At 65.4% G+C, this 21,021-nt stretch carries 18 protein-coding genes and 1 pseudogene; 8 read left to right on the top strand and 11 right to left on the bottom strand.

Annotated elements, in window-relative coordinates; genetic code table 11:
* The first annotated feature begins 119 nt into the window (after nt 1-119).
* The 8 genes and pseudogenes from urtB to IPK20_20335 all read left to right on the top strand — a co-directional run bounded on the left by urtB (nt 120) and on the right by IPK20_20335 (nt 8,473).
* A complete protein-coding gene (gene urtB / locus IPK20_20370; GenBank protein MBK8018817.1) occupies nt 120-1,025 on the top strand; it encodes an urea ABC transporter permease subunit UrtB in 906 nt (301 codons plus the stop codon).
* A gap of 60 nt (nt 1,026-1,085) precedes the next feature.
* Nucleotides 1,086-2,159, top strand: a pseudogene (urtC, locus tag IPK20_20365) (urea ABC transporter permease subunit UrtC).
* On the top strand, nt 2,159-2,908 hold the full coding sequence (locus tag IPK20_20360) for an ATP-binding cassette domain-containing protein (GenBank protein MBK8018816.1): 750 nt from the start codon (nt 2,159-2,161) through the stop codon (nt 2,906-2,908). The pseudogene urtC and the gene IPK20_20360 overlap by 1 nt, the downstream one beginning before the upstream one ends.
* On the top strand, nt 2,901-3,596 hold the full coding sequence (urtE, locus tag IPK20_20355; protein MBK8018815.1) for an urea ABC transporter ATP-binding subunit UrtE: 696 nt from the start codon (nt 2,901-2,903) through the stop codon (nt 3,594-3,596). The genes IPK20_20360 and urtE overlap by 8 nt, the downstream gene beginning before the upstream one ends.
* Nucleotides 3,597-3,695: 99 nt before the next feature.
* Nucleotides 3,696-4,136: a N,N-dimethylformamidase, small subunit gene (locus tag IPK20_20350; GenBank protein ID MBK8018814.1), complete on the top strand. Its 441-nt coding sequence runs from the start codon at nt 3,696-3,698 to the stop codon at nt 4,134-4,136.
* A 49-nt stretch (nt 4,137-4,185) separates the two neighbouring features.
* Entirely contained in the window at nt 4,186-6,597 is a 2,412-nt protein-coding gene (locus IPK20_20345; GenBank protein MBK8018813.1) for a LamG domain-containing protein, read from the top strand.
* A 106-nt stretch (nt 6,598-6,703) separates the two neighbouring features.
* The gene (locus tag IPK20_20340; GenBank protein MBK8018812.1) at nt 6,704-7,795 is read left to right on the top strand and encodes a hypothetical protein; all 1,092 of its coding nucleotides are present in this window, start codon (nt 6,704-6,706) and stop codon (nt 7,793-7,795) included.
* A 27-nt stretch (nt 7,796-7,822) separates the two neighbouring features.
* On the top strand, nt 7,823-8,473 hold the full coding sequence (locus IPK20_20335) for a sel1 repeat family protein (protein MBK8018811.1): 651 nt from the start codon (nt 7,823-7,825) through the stop codon (nt 8,471-8,473).
* Between the two features lie 30 nt (nt 8,474-8,503).
* Here the strand turns inward: IPK20_20335 and IPK20_20330 are convergent, their stop codons facing one another.
* The 11 genes from IPK20_20330 to purU form a co-directional block, all read right to left on the bottom strand.
* Nucleotides 8,504-9,118, bottom strand: a complete 615-nt coding sequence (locus tag IPK20_20330) for a helix-turn-helix transcriptional regulator (protein ID MBK8018810.1) — start codon at nt 9,116-9,118, stop codon at nt 8,504-8,506.
* A gap of 117 nt (nt 9,119-9,235) precedes the next feature.
* A complete protein-coding gene (folD, locus tag IPK20_20325) occupies nt 9,236-10,171 on the bottom strand; it encodes a bifunctional methylenetetrahydrofolate dehydrogenase/methenyltetrahydrofolate cyclohydrolase FolD (GenBank protein ID MBK8018809.1) in 936 nt (311 codons plus the stop codon).
* 18 nt (nt 10,172-10,189) lie between these two features.
* Nucleotides 10,190-11,578, bottom strand: a complete 1,389-nt coding sequence (locus IPK20_20320) for an FMN-binding glutamate synthase family protein (protein MBK8018808.1) — start codon at nt 11,576-11,578, stop codon at nt 10,190-10,192.
* A 270-nt stretch (nt 11,579-11,848) separates the two neighbouring features.
* Nucleotides 11,849-12,559 (bottom strand): protein glxC, encoded by a 711-nt coding sequence (locus IPK20_20315; GenBank protein ID MBK8018807.1) that lies wholly within the window; start codon nt 12,557-12,559, stop codon nt 11,849-11,851.
* The gene (locus IPK20_20310) at nt 12,559-13,455 is read right to left on the bottom strand and encodes an amidophosphoribosyltransferase (GenBank protein ID MBK8018806.1); all 897 of its coding nucleotides are present in this window, start codon (nt 13,453-13,455) and stop codon (nt 12,559-12,561) included. The genes IPK20_20315 and IPK20_20310 overlap by 1 nt, the downstream gene beginning before the upstream one ends.
* 174 nt (nt 13,456-13,629) lie before the next feature.
* Complete coding sequence (glnT, locus tag IPK20_20305) at nt 13,630-14,964, bottom strand: type III glutamate--ammonia ligase (protein ID MBK8018805.1); 1,335 nt, start codon at nt 14,962-14,964, stop codon at nt 13,630-13,632.
* A gap of 39 nt (nt 14,965-15,003) precedes the next feature.
* Nucleotides 15,004-15,672, bottom strand: a complete 669-nt coding sequence (locus tag IPK20_20300; protein ID MBK8018804.1) for a hypothetical protein — start codon at nt 15,670-15,672, stop codon at nt 15,004-15,006.
* 7 nt (nt 15,673-15,679) lie between these two features.
* Nucleotides 15,680-18,580, bottom strand: coding sequence for a (2Fe-2S)-binding protein (locus IPK20_20295; protein ID MBK8018803.1), 2,901 nt, complete (start codon nt 18,578-18,580; stop codon nt 15,680-15,682).
* On the bottom strand, nt 18,577-18,849 hold the full coding sequence (locus tag IPK20_20290; protein MBK8018802.1) for a sarcosine oxidase subunit delta: 273 nt from the start codon (nt 18,847-18,849) through the stop codon (nt 18,577-18,579). Before IPK20_20290 ends, IPK20_20295 begins: the two co-directional genes overlap by 4 nt.
* Nucleotides 18,850-18,870: 21 nt before the next feature.
* Nucleotides 18,871-20,112 (bottom strand): FAD-dependent oxidoreductase, encoded by a 1,242-nt coding sequence (locus tag IPK20_20285; protein MBK8018801.1) that lies wholly within the window; start codon nt 20,110-20,112, stop codon nt 18,871-18,873.
* A 9-nt stretch (nt 20,113-20,121) separates the two neighbouring features.
* Nucleotides 20,122-20,994 carry a formyltetrahydrofolate deformylase gene (purU, locus tag IPK20_20280; GenBank protein ID MBK8018800.1) on the bottom strand — a complete coding sequence of 291 codons (873 nt, stop codon included), beginning with the start codon at nt 20,992-20,994 and terminating at the stop codon, nt 20,122-20,124.
* Nucleotides 20,995-21,021: the final 27 nt, after the last annotated feature.

The following is a 21,021-nucleotide window of genomic DNA, read 5'->3' as shown; positions in this document are numbered from 1 at the left end:
GTACTGCCGGCTCCGTCCGACCGCAAACGGCCGGTCGCCGGCAGTACCCCCTTTTTCCTGCAACCACCCTCCGGGCGCGGTCCGCTCGCGCGGACCCGCCACGCCGATGGAGCACCTCTATGAGTGTGAATCACTTCTGGACGGCCTTTGCGTTCGAGCCGTTCATGAACGCCCTGCTCATCGGACTGAGCATGGCGAGCATATGGCTGATCGCCGCGCTGGGTCTGGCCATCGTCTACGGCACCATGGGCGTCATCAACATGGCGCACGGCGAGTTCGTGATGCTGGGCGCCTACACCGCCTACGTCCTGGAAACATTCGTCGGCGTGCCGTTCCTCCTGTGCGTGCCCTGCTGCTTTCTCGTCGTCGGACTGATCGGAGCGGGCATCGAGCGCGGTCTCATACGCTACCTGTACCGGCGGCCGCTCGACACGCTGCTCGCCACCTGGGGCCTGTCCCTGGTGCTCATCCAGGGCGTGCGGCTCATCATGGGTCCTGAACCCAAGAACGTCAGCAGCCCCGACTGGCTCAACGCTTCTCTGCGGGTCTGGGTCTTCGAACTGTCCTGGTTCCGCGTCTTCATCTTCATCGTGACCATCGCCACGTTCGCGGTGACCTGGTGGCTCATGCAGCGGACACGCATGGGCCTCATGGTGCGCGCGGTCATGCAGAACAAGGAAATGGCCGCGGCTCACGGCATCGATTCCGGAACGGTGTTCACCGTGACGTTCGCGTACGGCGCGGGCCTGGCGGGCCTGGCTGGATCCATGTTCGGCGCCATCAAGAACGTGTTTCCGGACATGGGTGCCGGCTACATCGTCGAGGCTTTCCTGGTGGTGGTCGTGGGCGGAGTGGGTTCCTTGATGGGAAGCCTCGTGAGCGCCACCGGTCTGGGCGAGATCTATTCCGTGTTCGCGTACTTCACCAACGGCACCTTCGCCAAGTTCTGGCTCTTCCTGCTGGTGGTGATCTTCCTTCGCTTCCGCCCGCAGGGGCTGTTCGCCGAATCGCTCGCCAGGCGCTGACCGCATCGCATCCGCAATTCCGTGAAACGCACGCACAACACCACGATGGAGCCTCGATGAATGGGCAACCTCTTCCATGACACCAGGGCCCAATGGGCCACCTATCTGGCGTTCTTCCTCCTGCTCGCGGCGGTGCCGCTCATGCTGGAAGACACCTTCACCGTGAACCTGCTGGCACGCTTTCTCGTGCTGGGCATGCTGGCGCTGTCGGTGAGCCTGGTGTGGGGATTCGGGGGCATCCTGAGCCTAGGCCAGGGCATCGCCTTCGGGCTCGCCGCCTACGGCATGGGCATGACCATGCAGATGCAGTCGCAGGATCCGGAAAGCGCGCCGATTCCGAGCTTCATGCTCACGAACGAGCTGTCCGAGCTGCCCATGCTGTGGGAGCCTTTCTGGCACACGCCCACGGGGATCGCCCTCGCAATCCTGGTGCCCACGGTGTTCTTCCTGATCTTCGGCGCCTTGATGTTCCAGGCGCGGGTGGCCGGCGTCTTCGTCGCCATCGTGACGCTTGCCATGTTGTCGGCGTGGTACTCCATGGCTTTCGACATGCAGCCCTACACGGCCGGCTTCAACGGCATCTCGCCCCCGAGCCCGCTCAAGCTGGGCGAGCACGTCATCGATCCCTACAGCAACGAGGCGTTCTGGGTCGCACTGGCCGTCCTTGCCGTGACCACGCTCGGGCTCAAGCTGCTGCTCCAGAGCAAGTTCGGTCTCATCGTCCAGGCAGTGCGCGAGGACCCCGAGCGCGCACGGTTTCTCGGGTACAGCGTGTCCGGATACCAGGTGACGGTTTTCACGCTTTCCTGATTCGTCGCAGCGCTGGCCGGTGTGCTGTGGGTCATGATCGTCCAGTACGTCTCCCCCACCTCGCTCGAGGTGACTTTCAGTGTCTCCATGGTGATATGGGCGGCCGTGGGCGGCCGCATGTCGCTGCTGGGGGCGATCATCGGCGCGTTCTTCGTGAACGGCATCCAGAGCTACCTGGGCGATGAACTTCTGTACGGCTTCCTGCTGGTTCTGGGCGGCCTGTTCATCCTGATCGTCCGCTTCCTGCCATCGGGTCTGGCGGGGCTGCTGGAGCTGGTGCTGGAGCGTGTCGGGCGCCACAGCCGGTCTGCGGGAGGCCGCTGATGGCGCTGCTCGAACTCCAAGGCGTGACCAAGGCCTACGACCAGCTCAAGGTCGTGGATGGCTTCGACCTGAAAGTGCACCGCGGTGAGCTGCGCTGTCTGCTCGGCCCCAACGGCGCCGGCAAGACGACCACCATCGACCTCATCACCGGCCGCCAGCAGCTCACCGGCGGTGTCATCGCACTGGATGGGACCGTGATCAGTGACTGGCCCGAGCACTTGCGTGTGCGGGCAGGGCTTGCACGGAAGTTCCAGGTGCCCGCCGTATTCAAGGGCCTCACCGTCCGTCAGAACCTGGAAGCGGCGTTCACGCGGCACCTCAGCCCCATCCGCAACATGTTCGTGTACCGCGACGCGGAAACGCGCACGCGGATCGAAGAGGTGGCCCAGCTCGTGAACCTCTCGGGACGTCTGCGGGTGCGCGCGGAAGAACTGTCTCACGGCGAGACCCAATGGCTGGAGATCGGCATGGTGCTCACCCAGAACGCCCGCATCCTGCTCATGGACGAGCCGACGGCCGGCATGACCACGCAGGAGACGCACAAGACCGGCGAGATCTTCAACGAGCTCAAGGGAACGCACACGCTGCTGGTGGTGGAGCACGACATGGAGTTCGTCCGCCAGATCGCCGATCGCGTGACGGTGATGCACATGGGGCGGTTCCTCGCCGAGGGAACGATTCGCGAGATCGAGCAGAACGAGGATGTGAAGCGCGTCTATCTCGGACAGGGAGGTCTCGGCCATGCTTGAGCTGTCCCACGTGACGTCGTACTACGGCAAGACACCGATCATCCAGGACTTGAGCCTCGCCCTCGCGAAGGGAGACCTGCTCGCCGTGATCGGCCGCAACGGTGTGGGCAAGACCACCCTGGCCCGCACGCTTCTGGGTCTCACCACCCGCATATCGGGAAGCATCCGCATCGAGGGCGTCGACATCGCCCAGTGGCCCTCGCACAAGCGCGCGGCTCACGGCGTCGGTTACATCCCCCAGGGCCGGGGAATCCTGCCGAAGTTCACCGTGCGCGAGAACATCCTTCTCGGCACGTTCGCCCGTTCGGATGGCGGACGCGGCATACCGGCGAACGTCCTGGATCTCTTTCCCTATCTCGCGGAGAACCTGGACAAGCGCGCGGGAACACTGTCGGGCGGTCAGGCGCAGCAACTCGCCATCGCCCGCGCGCTCGCGACGGATCCCAAGCTGCTCATCCTCGATGAACCGACCGAAGGCATCCAGCCGAACATCGTCGAGCAGATCCAGGACCTCGTCATCCGTCTCAACCGGTCGCTCGGGCTCACCGTGATCCTGATCGAACAGAACGTGGAGTTCGCGCAGCGCGCGGCGAACCGGTTCGCCGTCATGGACAAGGGCGCGATCGCCGTGGAAGGCGCCATCGGCGACCTCACCGACGAGATGATCCACAAGCACCTGACGATATGAACGCCCCCGTCCCGATCCGGGCAAGCGCCCCAATTCCCATGCGCCGCGCCTTCTGCCGCATTTTTCGCTGTTGCTCAACCACGTAACGAGGAGGTTCAGATGATTTCCATTCCGAAGAAGGGAACGCCGGAATACGACCGGCTGGTGAAGGAGCACGAGGAGTGCATCCGCTCGATGAAGGGGGTGGCCGGCTGCTCCATCCTGAAGTGCGCCACGCCAGGCGACACGACCGACATTTCCGGCGGCATCCACGAAGATTTCCTGCTGAACCGCGTGCTGCTGCGCATGCGCGCGCAACCGGCCAAGAACAAGCTGGTGGTGATCTGCACCAAGGTCGAGAAGGAGTGGCGCATCGGACGCCTGGCCGGTGTGCGCGGCGTGCCGCCGGAGTTCGTGGACAACCGGGTCTTCGACGACGAGCAGGAAGTGCAGCACGCCATCTTCCTGATGCGCCTGGACGAGATGGCCGAGCACGACGGCATGCCCGAGCACTTCAACGAGGGCTGGAAGCGGCGCGACGACAACTGGACGGCCACCTGACCCCCTTCACGATGACAACCACTCACATCCCATCCAGGAGAACAACATGATGAGACTCACAGGGTACGCGGACAAGTTCAGCGTCCACCCCGGCGACAAGATCAAGTTCTACGTCAATTGCGACGGACCTTCCAAGTACCGCGCCGAGATCGTGAAGATGATCAATGGCGACACCAATCCTCGCGGTCCCGGTTTCATCGAGAAGCCGATCAGCGTGTCGGTCAATGGCGAGTATCCCGGCAAGAAGCAGGTCATCCACAGCGGCAGCTACGGCTATGTTCTCGACAACCCGTCGCTGCGCGTGAAGAGCTTCACGGTCCAGTGCTGGGTCTGGCCCACGACGCCCAAGACGCACCCCAAGTACTGGAAGCACGGTGCCCAGGGTCTGGTCACGAAATGGTCCCCCGCCGAGGGTGGCTACGGCCTCTTCATCAACGAGGACGGCTGCCCGGAACTGCGCATCAACGACGTCAGGATCGCCGGCCCTTCTCCGCTGCGTGACCACGCGTGGCATTTCATCGCGGCGACGTTCAATGCCGACACCGGCGAGGCCGTCCTCTATCACGAACCCCAGATCTCGTACGCCCTGGATCCCGAGATCACTCCGGTCACCACCAAGGTCTCCGGTCCGGTCAAGCACAGCGGAATTCCGCTGGTCATCGCCGGCTACACGGGCAGTGCAGCAGGCGGCCCGTTGGCCGCCTCTTCCGTTCCCAAGGGGATGGTCATCGCCGGGCACTACAACGGCAAGATCGACAGTCCCCGTGTGTGCGACCGCGCATTGACCCGGCTGGAAATCGAGACGATGAAGCTGGGCGGACAGACGGGCATGGACGAACGCCGCGGCAGCGGTCCCACGCCGAAGCTTTCGGAATGCCTGGTGGGATCCTGGGATTTCGGCGTCGGCATCAACACCATCATGGCGACCGACAAGGGGCCCTACCTCAATCACGCGAAGCTGGTGAACTGCCCCACGCGCGCCATGACGGGCTGCAACTGGTCCGGTCACAACTTCGACTGGAAGCACGCCCCGGGCGAGTACGGGGCCATCCACTTCCACGATGACGATATCGACGACGCCCGCTGGGACGTGGACTTCGAGTGGCAGGTGCCGGCCGACCTCAAGAGCGCGTGCTACGCGGTCAAGCTCACGACCGCGGACGGGGATGAGGACTACATCCCCTTCTTCGTCGTGCCCCGGGTCGGTCAGGAGACGGCCAAGATCGCCGTGATGATCCCCACGATCAGCTACATGGCCTACGCGAACGAGCACCTGGCCAACAATGCCGGCGGCGCCGAGCTACTGGTCTATCGCGTGCCGATCATGCAGCACCAGAACATGTTCCTGTCGGAGCATCGCGAGTACGGCGGCTCGATCTACGACACCCACACCGACGGCAGCGGACTGTGCCTCTCCTCGCGCCTGCGGCCCATACTCAGCATCCGTCCCAAGTACGATCACTTCCTCATGCAGGCCCCATGGCAGTACCCGGCGGACCTGCACCTCATCTACTGGCTGGAGGTGAATGGCTACAACTACGACGTGATCACGGACGAGGACGTCAACTACGACGGGCTGGCGCGCCTCAAGGGCTACAACGTGGTCATCACGGGTTCGCACCCCGAGCACAATTCCGGACCTCAACTGGATGCCCTCCACAACTACACGCAGCAGGGCGGACGCCTCATGTACATGGGCGCGGACGGCTGGTACTGGGTCCATTCGTATCACCCGGCCTACGATCATCTGGGCCGCGGCATCGTCACCGAGATGCGACGTTGCGAGTCCGGCATCCGCACCTGGCGTGCCGATCCTGGCGAGTACTACCACCAGTCGACCGGTGAGCTGGGCGGAATGTGGCGGTACCGCGGCCGTTACCTTCACACGGTGGCAGGCACGGGCATGTCGTCCGAAGGCTTCGACATCTCCACCTACTACACCCGCACGCCGGAGAGCAACGACCCCCGCGTGGCGTGGGCCTTCGACGGCATCGGACAGGACGAGAAACTCGGCAACTTCGGCCTGGTCGGCGGCGGCGCGGCGGGAACGGAGCTGGACATCGTCGACACCATGCTCGGTTCTCCGCCTCACACGCTCGTGGTCGCCACCTCCGCCGGTCGGCACACGGAGGGCTACCTGCTGGTGATGGAAGACTACGGCTTCAACCAGCAGGGCCTCGACGGAACGCAGCACCCCCGGGTGCGCTCGGACATCGCGTACCACGAGACGCCCAACGGCGGCGGATGCTTCGCCTTCAGTTCCATCGCGTTCTGCGGCTCCCTGCCCTGGAACAACGGCGACCCGGCGAAGAACAACATCTCCCGTCTGGTGAAGAACGTGCTCGACCGTTTCATGAAGGACGGCCCGTTGCCGCCTCCGCCCAAGGATGCCTGCATCCCGCGCGGACGCGCCGACTACGACCGTCCCGGAAACAAGGTGAGCACGGCTCGCGGCATCTGAGGAAGTCCAGGGCGGCCCCGGTCTTCCGGGGTCGCCCGCCCTTCTCGGCGTCCGTCCGCATTTCGAGGCGCCCTGTGACCGGCGCCCGGTCCATGGAGGACTGTTCATGCATTGGCAACCCACGCTCGGCTATGCCGACGGCGGCCAGGATCTCACCGATGCCGCCCTGTATCACCTGGCTCTCGCTCCGTTCGGCGAAGCCACCTCGCTGCCCGCATTCGCGTACCGGTCTCACGCCTTCTCCTTGCTGGAGGACGAGCAGATCTGGACACGTTCGTGGGTTCCAGTCGGCGCCCCGGTACGCATCGGCAATCCAGGCGATCTGCTCCCGTTCACGGTGGGCAACCACGGCATCCATCTCCGGCGCGACGCCCGTGGCTCGTTGCGCGCCTGGTTCAATTTCGCCCAGCACGGCGGTTGCCGCTTCGTGCCGCGTCAGTGTCAGACAGGCAACAAGACCGACTGCTTCTACACGTCCTGCGGGTTCTCGAAGGACCGGGACGTCGTCCCCGCGAATGCCGACGGCAGCGATGTGCCGGAGATGTACATGTTCGCCGGGATCAATCCGGCCAAACTCGTTCCGGTCCCGGTGAAGCAGGTGGGGCCGCTTGCCTTCGTATGCCTCCGATCGGATGCGGATCCGCTGGAAGACCAACTCGAGGATCTGGGCACGGCACTCGAGAGCTATCAGGAGACCGGTCTTCTCCACCTGCAGCACGCGACCGCCGAAGGCAGGTTCAACTGGAAACTGTTCACGCGTGCCGAGGCACGGCTCACGCCCCTGGACAGCGGGAACGAAACGCATGTCGGCGGCTTTCCGAATATCTCGGTGCGGTCCATCGGCGACATGCTGATCGTGGCGCACGCTCAACCGGTGGGCATGGAAAGAACGATGGTCCACGCGGACTTCTTCCAGGTGCGCAGGGCCGGGGTCACGTCGCCCCTGCTCGACGACGACACCTCCCGGATCGCCATCTGCAGGTCGCGCCTCGCGGCATCGATCTCCACCGCCGAACTCCTGCACAAGCACGCGGTGGATGCCTTGTCCGCCCCGGCCCGCGAGGACGATCCCTGGCAGTGGCGCTTCCACCGCTGGTACGTCCCCAAGCTCGTCGCACGGCACCGGTACGTCGAGCAGCCGATCTTCACCATGCCCGGCCGGGAATCCAATGCCGGGGTCAACTCCGGGCCCTTCTGAAGGGTCCGGGAATCCGCCACAAGGACCATGCCGATGAACCGGGAACACGCTTTCATGAAGTATCAGGCCGGAGAATTCCAGGCCGCACTGGATCTGTGGATGCCTCTGGCGCAGTCCGGAGACGCCGAGGCACAGGCCTGGATCGGAAGTCTCTACGAGAACGGCCAGGGCGTGACGCCGGATGCGAACGAGGCCTTTCGCTGGTATCTGCGATCCGCCGAGGCGGGAAACCGCCTGGCCCAGAACAACGTGGGTGCCATGTACGGACTGGGCCGCGGGGTGGATCGCGACGATCGTGCCGCCATCTCGTGGCTGCGCCGTGCGGCCGAACAGGGAGACGCCCATGCCATGTTCAACCTCGCGGTCCTGCTTGCCAAGGGACGCGGCGCCGAGGCGGACCCGGCAGAGGCCCTGGTCTGGTACCGGCGCGCCGCGGAACTCGGCCACACTCCTTCCCAGGCGAGGCTCGGCTATCTTCTGTGCGGCAACGATGGCGTGCAGAAGGACCGTGTGGAGGCGTTCGTCTGGCTGACGCTGGCCTCGCAGCAAGGCGCCGGCCACGCGCTTGCCTCGCTCGAACCTATCGTGGAGCAGATGTCCATCGAGGAAAAGCAGGCCGCACAGGCCAAGCTCGCACAGTTTCAGTCAGCGCGCAGAGAAGCACTGCCCGCGACCTGACGGCGGCAGCGGCGCCCCGGGGGCGCCGGATCAGAGCATGTCCTCCGCCCCGTACACGATGATGGACAGGATCTGGGCCGGGACTTCCACGAGCCGTTCCGGCCCGTGGGGGACCTCGCCCCGGAAAGTGAGCGAGTCGCCCGGTGCGAGGGAATAGATCCGCTGGCCGCAACGATAGTCGAGCTTGCCGCGCAGCACGTGGATGAATTCCGTTCCGGGGTGTTCGAACGACGGAAAGATCTCCGTGTCGTCGTTCATGGTCACCAGGAACGGTTCGAATCGCCGGCGGGGCCCCTGGTCGTAGGCGAGCAGGTTGTAGACGTAGCCTCGCTTGGTTCCGCCGCGGACGATCTCCATCCCCTCGCCGCGCTTCACCAGCCGCGCTCCTCCCTGCGGCACGTTGTAGTCGCGGAAGAGATTGCCGACCGGGATGCCCAGCGCACGGGCGAGCTGGCCGAGCGTCTCCAGGCTCATGGACGCCTGTCCGTTCTCGATCTTCGACAGCATTCCCGAACTGATGCCCATCTGCGCCGCCACTTCGCCGATGGTGAGGTGATTGCGCTGACGGTGTTCCCGGGCGACATTGCCCAGATGCCTGTCCAGCAACCGGTTCGGATCGTGCGGCTTGTTCGGATCCTCTGGCATCTGCTACCTCTTCACGGCACCGGGACCGGAACGGATGCGGTCACCCGCCCGGCGCCCCTTCGTCTTCTTCCTGCACCGGCTTCGCCGTCGACGAGACACCCGGCGGGCTCCTCCGGATCAGCCACCGTCCACGGCGATCGAATCCTCGGGCTCCGCGGCGTGCCGCAGCGCATCTGCCTTTCCTGCCAATCGCTGCGGCTGCCCATCCGCGGCGAGTTCCGCCGACTTGATCGTGTTGGCGATCAGCATGGTCACGGTCATGGGACCGACCCCGCCGGGCACGGGCGTGATCCATGAGGCCTTGGCGGCGACACCTTCGAAATCCACGTCCCCCACGATCCTTCCATCCGGCAGGCGATTGATGCCCACGTCCACGACCACCGCACCCTGTTTCACCATCTGGGGCACGATGAGCCCGGGTTGACCTGCCGCGACGATCAGTATGTCCGCGAGAATGGTGTGCTGTCCCAGGTCGCGCGTCTTCGCGTGGCAGACCGTCACGGTCGCATCACGTTGCAGGAGCATCAGCGCCATCGGCTTGCCGACGATGTTGCTCGCGCCGACGACGACCACGTTGCGGCCTTCCACCTCGATGCCGCTCGCGTCGAGCAGAAGTTGCACGCCGTAGGGAGTGCAGGGAGGAAACACCGTCCCACCGACGACGAGGCCACCCACGTTGTACAGGTGGAATCCGTCCACGTCCTTGTCCACCGCAATGGTCTCCAGAACCCGCCGCAGATCGATGCCGCGTGGCAAGGGAAGCTGGACCAGAATGCCGTGGACGTGGCGGTCTGCATTGAGCCGTTCGACGAGCGCGACGACCTCCTCTTCCGAAACATCCGCAGGCAGCTCGTGCCGGAAGGATCGCACCCCGCATTCCGCGCACGCCTTGACCTTGTTGTTCACGTAGACGCGCGACGCGGCATTGTCGCCAACCAGCACCACGGCCAACCCCGGCGGGGTGCCTTGGCGGATCAGCCGCTGCGCCCGCGCACCGAGCTCACCACGCAGCTTGCGCGCGAGCAGCCGTCCGTCGATGATGCTGGCGGCCATGGCGCTCGATCCGTGGCGTCAGAATCCGTTGACGCCGGGGATCCACTGAGTGCCGGCCAGCGGAACCTTGGCCATCGCAGCCGCCTCGATGGTGAGAGCCACCAGATCTTCGCGCTCGAGGTGATGGACGTTCGACTTGCCGCAGGCCCGCGCGACCGTCGTCAGCTCCATGTTCATGGTCTTGAAGTAGTTCTTGAGGTGCCGCGCGCCGACTTCAGGTTCGAGACGAAGCTCCAGCTTCTCGTCCTGCGTGGTGATGCCCACGGGGCACTTGCCCGTGTGGCAGTGATGGCAGAAGCCGGCCTTCGTGTTGAGCGCGGCGTAGTCGGCCGATGCGTCCCAGTGGTGGCCGTTCTGGAAATACGTGTCGTTGTTGCACCCCAGGGCCATGAGCGTGCCCTGGCCGATGGACACCGCGTCAGCTCCCATCGCCAGCGCCTTCGCGACGTCGGCACCGGTCCGGATGCCGCCGGAAATGATGAGCTGCACCTTGCCGCGCATGTCCATCTCTTCGAGCGCCTCCACGGCCTGGCGCAGTGCCGCCAATGTCGGAATGCCCACGTGTTCGATGAAGACCGTCTGCGTCGCCGCAGTGCCGCCCTGCATGCCGTCCACCACGATGACATCCGCCCCCGAGTGCACGGCCAGCTTCACGTCGTTGTAGGTCCGCGTGGCCCCCACCTTCACGTAGATCGGCTTTTCCCAGTCGGTGATCTCGCGCAGTTCCTCGATCTTGATGGCGAGATCGTCCGGCCCCGTCCAGTCCGGATGCCGGCACGCGGAGCGCTGATCGATGCCTTCCGGCAGCGTGCGCATGGACGCCACGCGCGGATTGATCTTCTGGCCCAGCAGCATCCCGCCGCCGCCCGGCTTGGCCCCCTGCCCGATCACCACCTCGATGGCGTCCGCCCGCCGAAGGTCATCGGGATTGAATCCGTAGCGCGACGGCAGACACTGGTAGACCAGCGTCTTCGACGACTGGCGTTCCTCCGAGGTCATGCCGCCATCGCCTGTGGTGGTCGACGTCCCCAATTCCGTGGCGGCACGGCCCAGCGCTTCCTTCACGCGCGCCGAAAGCGAGCCGAAGCTCATGCCGGCGAACGTGATGGGAATCTCCAGTTCGATCGGCTTCTTCGCGAAGCGGGTCCCGAGCACGGTCTTCGTGTGGCACTTCTCGCGGTAGCCCTCCAGCGGATAGCGCGATGCAGACCCGGCCAGGAACACCAGATCGTCGAAGTGCGGCACGGACCGCTTGGCGCCCAGGCCGCGGATCTCGTAGAGCCCGTGCGCAGCCGCGTTCTGGATGTAGTCGAGGATCTTGCGGTCGTAGCCCCAGCTCTCCTCGAGCGACACGTGCCGTGGGTGTTCCACCATCGGATGCTCGTCAACCGGTTTGTTCATGTCCATTCCGTCTTCCGTTGCGGCAGGCCACGCCTGCCTTGATTGCCTGGTCCAATCGTGCGCAAAGCGCTCCCCGATCAGAAATGATCCCGGTGACCGTGCACCCGACACCCACCTTCACCCCCGCCCCTCTACTCCACCCCGGCTGAAGGAGGGCGATTCGAGGGCTTCGCCCCGGACACCGCCCTCCGTCCCTCCCCCCCCCCCCCCTCGCTTCCGGGGCCCCGGCCTGAAGGAGAGGGGAGATTCGTGCGCTTCGCGCCTCTCGGATCGGGTCTAGTACTCCTGATTGGCATCCGCATTCCAGTGATAGAGCTGCCGTGCCGAGGCGACCCGCTTGAACTCGCGGGGGTTGTGGTCGAAACCTGCCTTGCCCAGGAGTTGCGCCACTTTCGCGTAGTCGGCGTCCGTCATCGCCTCCTCGCGCGCATCGGCGCCCAGCGATTTGATCCGCCCGCGCACGTAGATCACCGCCTCGTAGATGGAATCGCCGAGCGCGTGCCCCGCGTCGCCGCACACGAGCAGGTGGCCTGCCTGCGCCATGAAGGCCGAGTAGTTCCCGATATCGCCGCCGACCACGATGTCGATCCCCTTCATCGAGATGCCGCATCGCAAGCTCGCATCGCCCTCGATGATCAGCGTTCCGCCGTGTCCGCTCGCACCCGCAGACTCCGAGGCGAAACCCTTCACCCGCACGGAACCGGACATCATGTTCTCGGCGACGCCCCAGCCCACATTGCCGTACACGGTGACGTTCGCGTGCTTGTTCATGCCTGCCAGGTAATAGCCGCCGTGCCCGCGCACCTCGATGTCCACCGGATGATTCACACCTGCGGCAATCGCGTGCCTGCCGCCCGGATTGGCGATCTCGATGCTGCGGATCGCGCTTCCTTCCAGGCCGTGATGCAGGAACTGGTTGAGGTCCCGCACGCTCTGCCGCTCGAGGTCGAACTCCTTCACCTCGGTTCCCACCGGCTGATGCTGCATCACACTTTCCATACGTACAGCTCCTCGGGCATGGGTTCGAACAGCCTGGCGTTGTCCACACCGGGAAGATGTGCCAGCGCGCGGAATTCGGAGGCGATGGCAACGTAGTCGTCGGTCTCGGCGACCACCGCGGGCTTGCAGGCGAACGCATCGCGCACGAGCGCCAGCTTGTCCCCGGTCCCGATGAGGAAGGTATAGAAGCCGTCCAGTTCCTCGAACCCGCGCGTGAGCGCTGTTTCGAGATCGTCGCCCTCCTGCATCCGCCACTCGAGATAGCGGCACGCGGCCTCGGTGTCGTTGTCGGTGTCGAACACGATGCCGTGGTGCTCGAGCCGGCGGCGGATCATGAAGGGGTTGGAGATGGTCCCGTTGTGGACCAGGCAGAAGTCTTCGCCCGCCGTGAAGGGATGCGCCCGGTCAGGCGTCACGGCGGACTCCGTGGCCATGCGGGTGTGTCCCACGAGGTGCGTACCCGTCAGGGCCGAGAATCCGTAGCGTTCCGCCACCGTGGAGGGATGGCCGATGTCCTTGTAGATGTCCATCGTCTTCCCCGCCGACAGGAGATGCAGTGCCGGATGGCTCGCCTTGACCCAGGGCTTCACCTTGTCGAGCGGCTCATCGCAGGTGAGGATGGCGTGATTGCCACACACGCCCAGTTCCGCTTCCGGTCCGAAACGCTTGACGAACTCGCCTTCGAACGCGCCCCAGTCGTAATCCCACGCCGGCGCATGCAGGCTGTACTTCCGCTGGCCGGAAGGAAGCGCCTGGGTGAACACGGCCATGCCCGCCGATTCGGGACCGCGTGCGGCCATCTCGCCCAGCATGGGCACCATCCACGCGCCGAGCTGCCCGCGCAGCGCTGGGTTCTTGATCAACAATCCAACGATTCCACACATCGTCCGTCACCTCCTTGCTTCACTTCCGCGGCCCTGCCCACCCCGCCGCGGCGCATCGAGTCATCGGTCTCCGCCACCGGCGGCCGACGCTTCCTTCACTGCCCAACCCATCCGCCGCTTTGTCCGCCCGCTACGCGCGATGCCGCGGAAAGAGCGCTTCGCCGGAACCCGGGTCTAGAAGAATTCCAGGTACCGGTCCACTTCCCACGCCGAGACGTGGCGCTGGTACTCCACCCACTCCATCCGCTTCAGCCTGAGGAATTCCTGCGCGAGATCGCTGCCGATCGCGTCCGTGAGGACGGTGTCCGCCTCCAGCGCATCGAGCGACTCGTTCAGGTTCTGAGGCAGCACGCCGATGCCCGCTTCCCGGAGCTGCTCGGGGCTCCACTCGTAGAGATTGGTGTTGTTCGGTTCGCCCGGGTCGAGGCCATGTTCGATGCCGTCGAGACCCGCCGCGAGAATGGCGATCGTGGCGAGATACGGATTGACCGCACCATCGGGCAGACGCATTTCGAGGCGTCCATAGGGGACCCGCACCATGCAGGTCCGGTTGTTGTTGCCGTAGGTGATGTACGCCGGCGCCCACGTTGCGCCCGACAGGGCGCGCCCCACCACCAGGCGCTTGTAGGAGTTGACCGTCGGAGCGCAAAGGGCCGTCAGGCCGCGCGCATGCTTGAGCAGACCGGCCAGGAACTGGTACCCCATCTTCGACAGGCCCAGCCCGCGCGGATCCGAATCGTCGTGGAACAGATTGCTCTTCTGCAAGTTGCCGATGGACAGATGGAAGTGCGCGCCGGTGCCGGTCCGGTTGGAGAAAGGCTTGGGCATGAAGGTCGCGATGAGTCCCATCTGGTGCGCGATCTCCGACGCTGCCATCTTGAGGAAGATCACCCGGTCGGCCGAGCTCATGGCATCACCGTAGGTGAAGTTCACCTCGAACTGCCCGTTCGCGTCCTCGTGGTCGATCTGATAGACGTCGATTCCCACCGCCCGAGTGCTCTGCACCAGACGGTCGAGGAACTCCGACTGGCGTGCCAGGCCCTTGTAGTCGTAACAGGGCTTCTCGAGCGTGTCGGTGTCGTCGGCGGGCACCACGCGACCATCGGGGCCGCGCTTCAGGAGCATGAATTCCGGTTCGATGCCGGTGTAGAGCGTCATGCCTTTCTGGGCAAGCTTGTCGAGCTGCACCTTGAGCGCGGTCCGGCAATCGTACGAATAGGGCTTGCCGTTGACGTGCCCCCACGTGCACATGCGGGCATAGCCAGGCATCCAGGGAATGGGCTGCAGGCTGTCCAGATCGCCCACGGCCATGTAGTCCGGTCCCTGGGGACCCATGCCGAACCCCCAGAGCGCGAAGCCGGCGAATCCTGCGCCGTCGCCCAGCACCATCTTGAGGTGCTCGACCGGCACCGCCTTGGCTTTCGCGGAGCCGTGGATGTCGACGAATTGCGCCAGGATGTACTTGATCTTGTGCTCGTCGAAGAATTTGCTCGCCTGTTCCGGTGTCATTGCCCTTCCCTCTCCTGATACGGGTGACCTTCGTTCGTCTCAGCCAGCCACGAGCGCCGGCCACGCCGCGGCGATGCCCACGGCACCCCCGCCCATTTCCTCTGCAATGCCCGTGAGCGTCTCCCAGAGGTAGACCCCTGCGCTGTAGTCGCACCACACGCGATGGCACGCACGGCTGCCCACCTGCTGCCGCAGGACGGTGACGGAAACGCCCACCATCTGCGTGAGCGTCACGGCCTCGCCGGCATGCGCGGACGAGGCGAAATCCACATTGCACGTCTCGCGCAGGAGATCCATGACACGCTCTCCCGCCAGCAGAAGCGCGCAATCCTGCCGCCACACGGGATACACACCTTCCAGACCCGATTCCAGCTCGCCCGCGATCCGCGTGACCGTCGACGCGCCCGGACCGTCCTCCACCAGAAACTCGGTGCGTGCCAGCCGGGCGACAAGCCCTCCCTCCACCGGCACCCACGAATTCGGGTCTGCGGGAACGGCAACGCCCCGCTGGCTCAGCCACTCACCCGCCCGCGGACCCTTGAGTCCGATGCGGCGAAGACACGAGACGTCCGCGATGCCCAGGACGGCCGCCCGTTCGGCGTCAGTGTCCGCCACCTGAACGGCAGCCGGCATGTCGAGCAGCGTATCGAAGCGTGCCCCTCTCGCCTTGAGAGACACGTGCAATGCACTCGATCGAGGAGCATTCATCTCGGGATCAATCCGGGCTCTTCTGCCGCTCGCCGGCAGGGTCGTAGAAGGGGATAGGCACGACGGTGGCGTTCACCATCACGCCCCCCTCGGCACGGATGGTGAAGCGCGTGCCGGTGTCGGTCATGCCCGGGGCAACGAAGGCCAGACCCACGGTGCGGCCCACGCTTCGGCTTTCCACGATGCTCGTCACCCGGCCTGCGATTGCGCCGTCCCGTATGACGAGGTGGCACTCCTTCGGCACCGTTGCCGCGCCCTGTTCCAGTTCGAATCCCACCAATTGCTGCCGGAGTCCGCGCGCGCGCACGATCTGCACGCTGCGTTGACCCACGAAGAACGGCTTGTCGAGCTTGAGCGCCCAGCCCAGCCCGACCTCGTCGGGGGTGGTGAGGCCATCGGTGTCCTGGCCGATGATGATGTGGCCCTTCTCCAGCCGCAGCACCCGCTGAGCTTCGACACCGAAGGGCTTGAGCCCGAACGGCTTGCCCGCTTCCATGAGCGCATCCCACAGCGCCGCGCCGTACTCGGCGGGCACGTGGATCTCGTAGCCGAGTTCGCCGACGAAGCCCACGCGCATCAGCCGCGCCGGAATGCCGGCCACCGCTCCCCGGCGGACACCGAGATAGGGAAATGCTGCGCTGTCCAGGTCGATGTCCGTCAGTTGCCGCAGCATCTGGCGGGACTTCGGGCCGGCGAGATTCACGGCCGCGTGTGCCCCCGTCGCATTGACGAGACCCACCCGCAGGTTCCACTGTGCGTTCCACCGCTGCAGCTCGCGATAGACGACCGCCGCCCCGGTGGTCGTGGTCGTGAAGTACCAGTGCTCTTCGGCGATCCGCGCGACCACGCCATCGTCGATGACGACACCCGACTCGTCGAGCATGGCGCAGTAGCGGGTCATGCCCACCTTCAGGTTCGCGAAACGCCCGGTATAGACGCGTTCCAGAAACTCGGCGGCATCCGGTCCGAAAAGCTCGATCTTCCCCAGCGTTCCGACGTCGATGAGTCCCACCCCGTTGCGCACGGCGTGCACCTCGGCCTGCACCTGGGCCTGCTTGGTGGCCCCGTCCGCCGCGTAGTACTCGGGCCGCAGCCACAGCCCCGCGGGCATCCACTGCGCACCCAGCGCTTCGTGCCGGTCATGCATGGGCGTCTGCCGCCGCGGGTCGAATCCCCGGCCGGCGAGGTGCGACATCGGCACCGGGTGAAAGAACGGCCGCGCGGTCGTGCTGCCCACGTCTCCCGGGCTGGCTCCCAGCACCCGCGCGAGAATGCGGATCGCATTCATGTTCGAATGCTTGCCCTGGGACGGCCCCATGCCCACGGTCGTGTAGCGCTTCAGCAGTTCGATGTTGTCGAAGCCCTCCTGCGCGGCGTTGAGGAAATCCCTCACCTGCAAGTCTTCGTCGAAATCGAGGAAGTTCTTTCCGGCGGGGTGTTCGATGATGGGCCAGGCATGGGAAGCCCCTGCCGGACCTCTCATCACCGGCGCCGCTTCCGGCACCTCCAGGCCAAGGCCGCGTGCCGCCTCGCGCCCCGCGCGCTCGCCATCGGCCAGGCGGGCTTCCAGACCGTGAACACCGTTGGCCCTTCCCGCGGCGTACATGCCCGGTGCCAACGCCTCGGGCACGAACTGCGCGACGCTCTCGTCGTAGATCATGCGGCATCCGGACTGGTACAGAAGCGCCGCGGCAGGTGCCCATCCCGTGCTCATCATGAGACCGTCGCAGGCGATGCGCTTGGGCGACGCCGTGTCGACCCGGCCCTGCGCGTCGATCGGACACACCACGACCTCCGTCAGGCGGTCATCGCCGCCCCGCGCCTCGAACACGGCGTGGCCCGCCAGCACCGGAATGCGCGCCCGTTCCACCCTGTCCTGCAGCGATCCGCCTTGCCCGGCCGCGCGAAGATCGACCACCGCCGCCACGGCCACACCATGCGCGTTCATGTCGAGCGCCGCCTCGTAGCCTTCGGCATTGGCCGTAAACACGATGGCGCGATGCGCAGGCTTCACGGCGTACCGGTAGATGAGGCGCTGCGCTGCCGAGGCGAGCATGACGCCCGGCAGATCGTTGTTGCGGAAGACCGCCGGTTGCTCGAATGCACCCTGAGCGACGATCACGGCACGGGCGCGCATCTTGGTCATGCGCGCCCTGTCGATCAGAGGCACCCAGTGGTCGGTGTACCAGCCCGCCGCGAGCGTTCCCGGGCGCAGGCTCACGTTCGGCAGATCCGCCAGCTCCCTGAGCAGCCGGTCGAGCGTGTTTGAACCTCCCGCGGTACCCCCCCGCTGATAACCGAGACTGCCGCCCAGCCTGGCGTTCTCGTCCACCAGCACGACCTTCGCCCCCGCACGGCCCGCCGCCAGCGCAGCCTGGAGTCCCGAGGGGCCGCCGCCGATGACAAGGACGTCCGCGAAGTCGTAACGCTTGGGCGTGCGGATGTGCGGCGTGGCGAAGTCCAGGCGGCCCAGCCCGGTCAACCGGCGGAACACCTTCTCCCAGGCATCCGCGAACCGCGCCGGCTTGTGGAAAGCCTTGTAGTAGAAGCCGACGGGAAGGAAAGCCCCAAGCCGGTCGAGGATCCGCAGCCTGTCCCCGTCCACGCCTCCGGACGTGTTGACTGCCTGCAGATCCATGCCGGCTTCCAGCGCTTCGACATCGGCCCGAAGATTCAGACGCTGTCCCGCCTGCATCAGCGTGTTCACGTCGTGCTGGGCCATGCTCAGCACGCCACGGGGCCGGTGGTACTTGAAGCTGCGGCCGAGCACGCGCACCCCGGCGGCCCAGAGTGCGCTGCTGGGAACGTCGCCTTCGAAGCCGCGGTACGCGCGGCCCTCGAAGCGGAAATCGATCGGGCGCTGGCGGTCGATCCACTCGCCAGGCAGAGGTGGCAGACGGTCGGTCATGCTCCGCCCACCTCCATGGAGCCTTCACCGGGGAGCCAGGTGCGGATCACCCGGTCGGCGACGACATCGCGCTCCGCGTGGAACCACGTGCCGCTGGCGGTGTGATACCACCACTCGATCTTGATGCCGGGAATGCCGCTACGGTGAAAGACATAGCGGGCCCACTCGGGGTCGCTGCAGTCTGAAGCCGGCATGGGACGCACTTCGCCGCCGTAGACGAACTCGGAAACGGGCCTGGGTCCGTTCACCGGACAGGTGAGCAGTTTCATGACCCTCTCCTGCGGCCAGAATCAATGACCAACACTTGCAGCCCCCTTCTCTCCCGTGAGCTGATAGGTCTCGAAGCGCGAGAGGTTGAAACCCTCGATGAGCGGATGATTGCGGTCGTTGGCGACGGTGTAGGACATGGTCTTGCCGCACACGGGCGTGGCCTTGAATCCACAGGTGCCCCAACCCGCATCGAGATAGAACCCCTCGACCGGTGTCTTGCCGAGGATGGGCGCGAAATCGGGCGTCATGTCCGCCATGCCGGCCCACTGCCTGTTCACGCGGACGTTCGACAGGAAGGGGAACATGTCCAGCATGTGCGCCGACAACCCCTCCACGAAGTCCAGGGTCGAGCGTGTCGACTGGACCTCGTAGGGGTCGAGCGACGCGCCCATCACCAGTTCGCCGCGGGCGGACTGGCTCACGTAGATGTGCAGGCTGCCGGACACCAGGATCGGATCGAGCCATGGCTTCATCGGCTCGCTCACCATCGCCTGCAACGGGTGCACGTAGATGGGCGTGGTGAGACCCACCATGTGCGTCACCCTCGGCGTGAATCCCGCTACCGCGCAAAGCACCTTGTTCGTGGCGATGTAGCCCTGGTTCGTATGGACGCCCCTCACCTTGCCACCCTGCACGTCGATGGCGGTGACTTCGGTCTTCTGGTGGATCTCCACCCCGCGCCGATCGGCGCCGCGTCCGTAACCCCAGGCCACGGCATCGTGCCGGGCGATGGAACCGGGCGCGTGATACAGCGCCCCCAGGATGGGCGCATGACCGCCGCAGGTGATATCGATCTGCGGGCTGGCCGCCTTGACCGCGTCCGGCCCCACCAGTTCGCTGTCGACGCCCAGGTGCTTGTTGACCTCGGCGCGCCAGCGCATGGTGCGCACGGCGGAATCAGTGTGGGCCAGCGTGAAGTGGCCCCTGTTGGCATAGAAGAGGTTGAGATCGAAGTCCGCGGACAGGTCCTGCCACAGCCGCACGGATTCGTCGTAGAACGCCACGCCTTCGGGCGTGAGGTAGTTGGACCGGATGATCGTCGTGTTGCGGCCGGTGTTGCCGCCCCCGATGTAGCCCCGCTCCAGGACCGCGACGTTGCGGATGCCGTGGTCCCGCGCCAGATAGTAGGCGCTCGACAGCCCGTGGCCGCCGCCGCCGATGATCACCACGTCGTAACTGCTCTTCAGCCGATCGGGCCGCCGGAACATGCGCGGCTCGGGATGCTCACGGCTCAGGGCGAATCGGAGGAGTTGGTAGGCCATGGGGGAAGATCAGCGGAAGACGACGGTCTTGCGGCCATTCAGGAAGACGCGGTCCTCGAGGTGATATCGCAGGCCCCGGGCCAGCACGGTCTTCTCGATGTCCTGGCCGTATTGCACGAGGTCTTCCGGCGCGTCCGCGTGGTCGATGCGGATCACGTCCTGCTCGATGATCGGACCCTCGTCGAGATCCGTGGTCACGTAGTGGCAGGTGGCGCCGATGAGCTTGACGCCACGCTCGTGCGCCTGGTGATAGGGCTTGCCGCCGATGAAGCTGGGCAGGAAGCTGTGGTGGATGTTGATGATCTGGCCGGACAGACGTTCGCACATTTCCGGCGACAGGATCTGCATGTAGCGGGCGAGCACCATGACTTCGCCTCCCGCTTCCCGATAGAGCTGCTCCACCTTGCCGTAGGCCTCGGCCTTGTTGTCCGGGGTGACCGGAACGTGATGGAACGGTATTCCGTGCCATTGGACGAGGTCCCGGTAACTCTCGTGGTTGGAGATGACGCACGGAATGTCGATGTTGAGATCCTTCGACTGCCAGCGCGACAGCAGGTCGTACAGGCAGTGCGCCTGCTTCGACACGAGGATCACGACCCGCTTTCGCTCCGCGCTGTCGTTCACGCGCCATTTCATGCCGTATTCGTCGGCAATGGGAAGCATCAGGGAACGAAACTCCGGGAGATCGACCGAAAGCGACGACGCCACGATCTCGATTCTCATGAAGAGCCGCCCGGACTGCGGATCGACGTAGTGGTTCGCCTCCGTGATCCAGCCTTGGTGGCGGGCGACGAGCCCGCTGATGGCGGCGACGATTCCGAGGCGTCCCGCACAGGACAGGGTAAGGGTGTAACGGCGAGTGGAAGCAGACATTTGACTCATTCGGCCCTGGAAGCACATCGGTGAAGG

The organism is Betaproteobacteria bacterium, from assembly GCA_016713305.1.
Lineage (GTDB): Bacteria > Pseudomonadota > Gammaproteobacteria > Burkholderiales.
The sequence above is the reverse complement of the archived record's forward strand: the minus strand, read 5'-3'. Positions and strand labels throughout refer to the sequence as shown.

Coding starts and splice junctions, on each gene's coding strand:
- urtB (MBK8018817.1), top strand. CDS start 120: ATGAGTGTGAATCACTTCTGGACGGCCTTTGCGTTCGAGCCGTTCATG.
- IPK20_20360 (MBK8018816.1), top strand. CDS start 2,159: ATGGCGCTGCTCGAACTCCAAGGCGTGACCAAGGCCTACGACCAGCTC.
- urtE (MBK8018815.1), top strand. CDS start 2,901: ATGCTTGAGCTGTCCCACGTGACGTCGTACTACGGCAAGACACCGATC.
- IPK20_20350 (MBK8018814.1), top strand. CDS start 3,696: ATGATTTCCATTCCGAAGAAGGGAACGCCGGAATACGACCGGCTGGTG.
- IPK20_20345 (MBK8018813.1), top strand. CDS start 4,186: ATGAGACTCACAGGGTACGCGGACAAGTTCAGCGTCCACCCCGGCGAC.
- IPK20_20340 (MBK8018812.1), top strand. CDS start 6,704: ATGCATTGGCAACCCACGCTCGGCTATGCCGACGGCGGCCAGGATCTC.
- IPK20_20335 (MBK8018811.1), top strand. CDS start 7,823: ATGCCGATGAACCGGGAACACGCTTTCATGAAGTATCAGGCCGGAGAA.
- IPK20_20330 (MBK8018810.1), bottom strand. CDS start 9,118: ATGCCAGAGGATCCGAACAAGCCGCACGATCCGAACCGGTTGCTGGAC.
- folD (MBK8018809.1), bottom strand. CDS start 10,171: ATGGCCGCCAGCATCATCGACGGACGGCTGCTCGCGCGCAAGCTGCGT.
- IPK20_20320 (MBK8018808.1), bottom strand. CDS start 11,578: ATGGACATGAACAAACCGGTTGACGAGCATCCGATGGTGGAACACCCA.
- IPK20_20315 (MBK8018807.1), bottom strand. CDS start 12,559: ATGCAGCATCAGCCGGTGGGAACCGAGGTGAAGGAGTTCGACCTCGAG.
- IPK20_20310 (MBK8018806.1), bottom strand. CDS start 13,455: ATGTGTGGAATCGTTGGATTGTTGATCAAGAACCCAGCGCTGCGCGGG.
- glnT (MBK8018805.1), bottom strand. CDS start 14,964: ATGACACCGGAACAGGCGAGCAAATTCTTCGACGAGCACAAGATCAAG.
- IPK20_20300 (MBK8018804.1), bottom strand. CDS start 15,672: ATGAATGCTCCTCGATCGAGTGCATTGCACGTGTCTCTCAAGGCGAGA.
- IPK20_20295 (MBK8018803.1), bottom strand. CDS start 18,580: ATGACCGACCGTCTGCCACCTCTGCCTGGCGAGTGGATCGACCGCCAG.
- IPK20_20290 (MBK8018802.1), bottom strand. CDS start 18,849: ATGAAACTGCTCACCTGTCCGGTGAACGGACCCAGGCCCGTTTCCGAG.
- IPK20_20285 (MBK8018801.1), bottom strand. CDS start 20,112: ATGGCCTACCAACTCCTCCGATTCGCCCTGAGCCGTGAGCATCCCGAG.
- purU (MBK8018800.1), bottom strand. CDS start 20,994: ATGAGTCAAATGTCTGCTTCCACTCGCCGTTACACCCTTACCCTGTCC.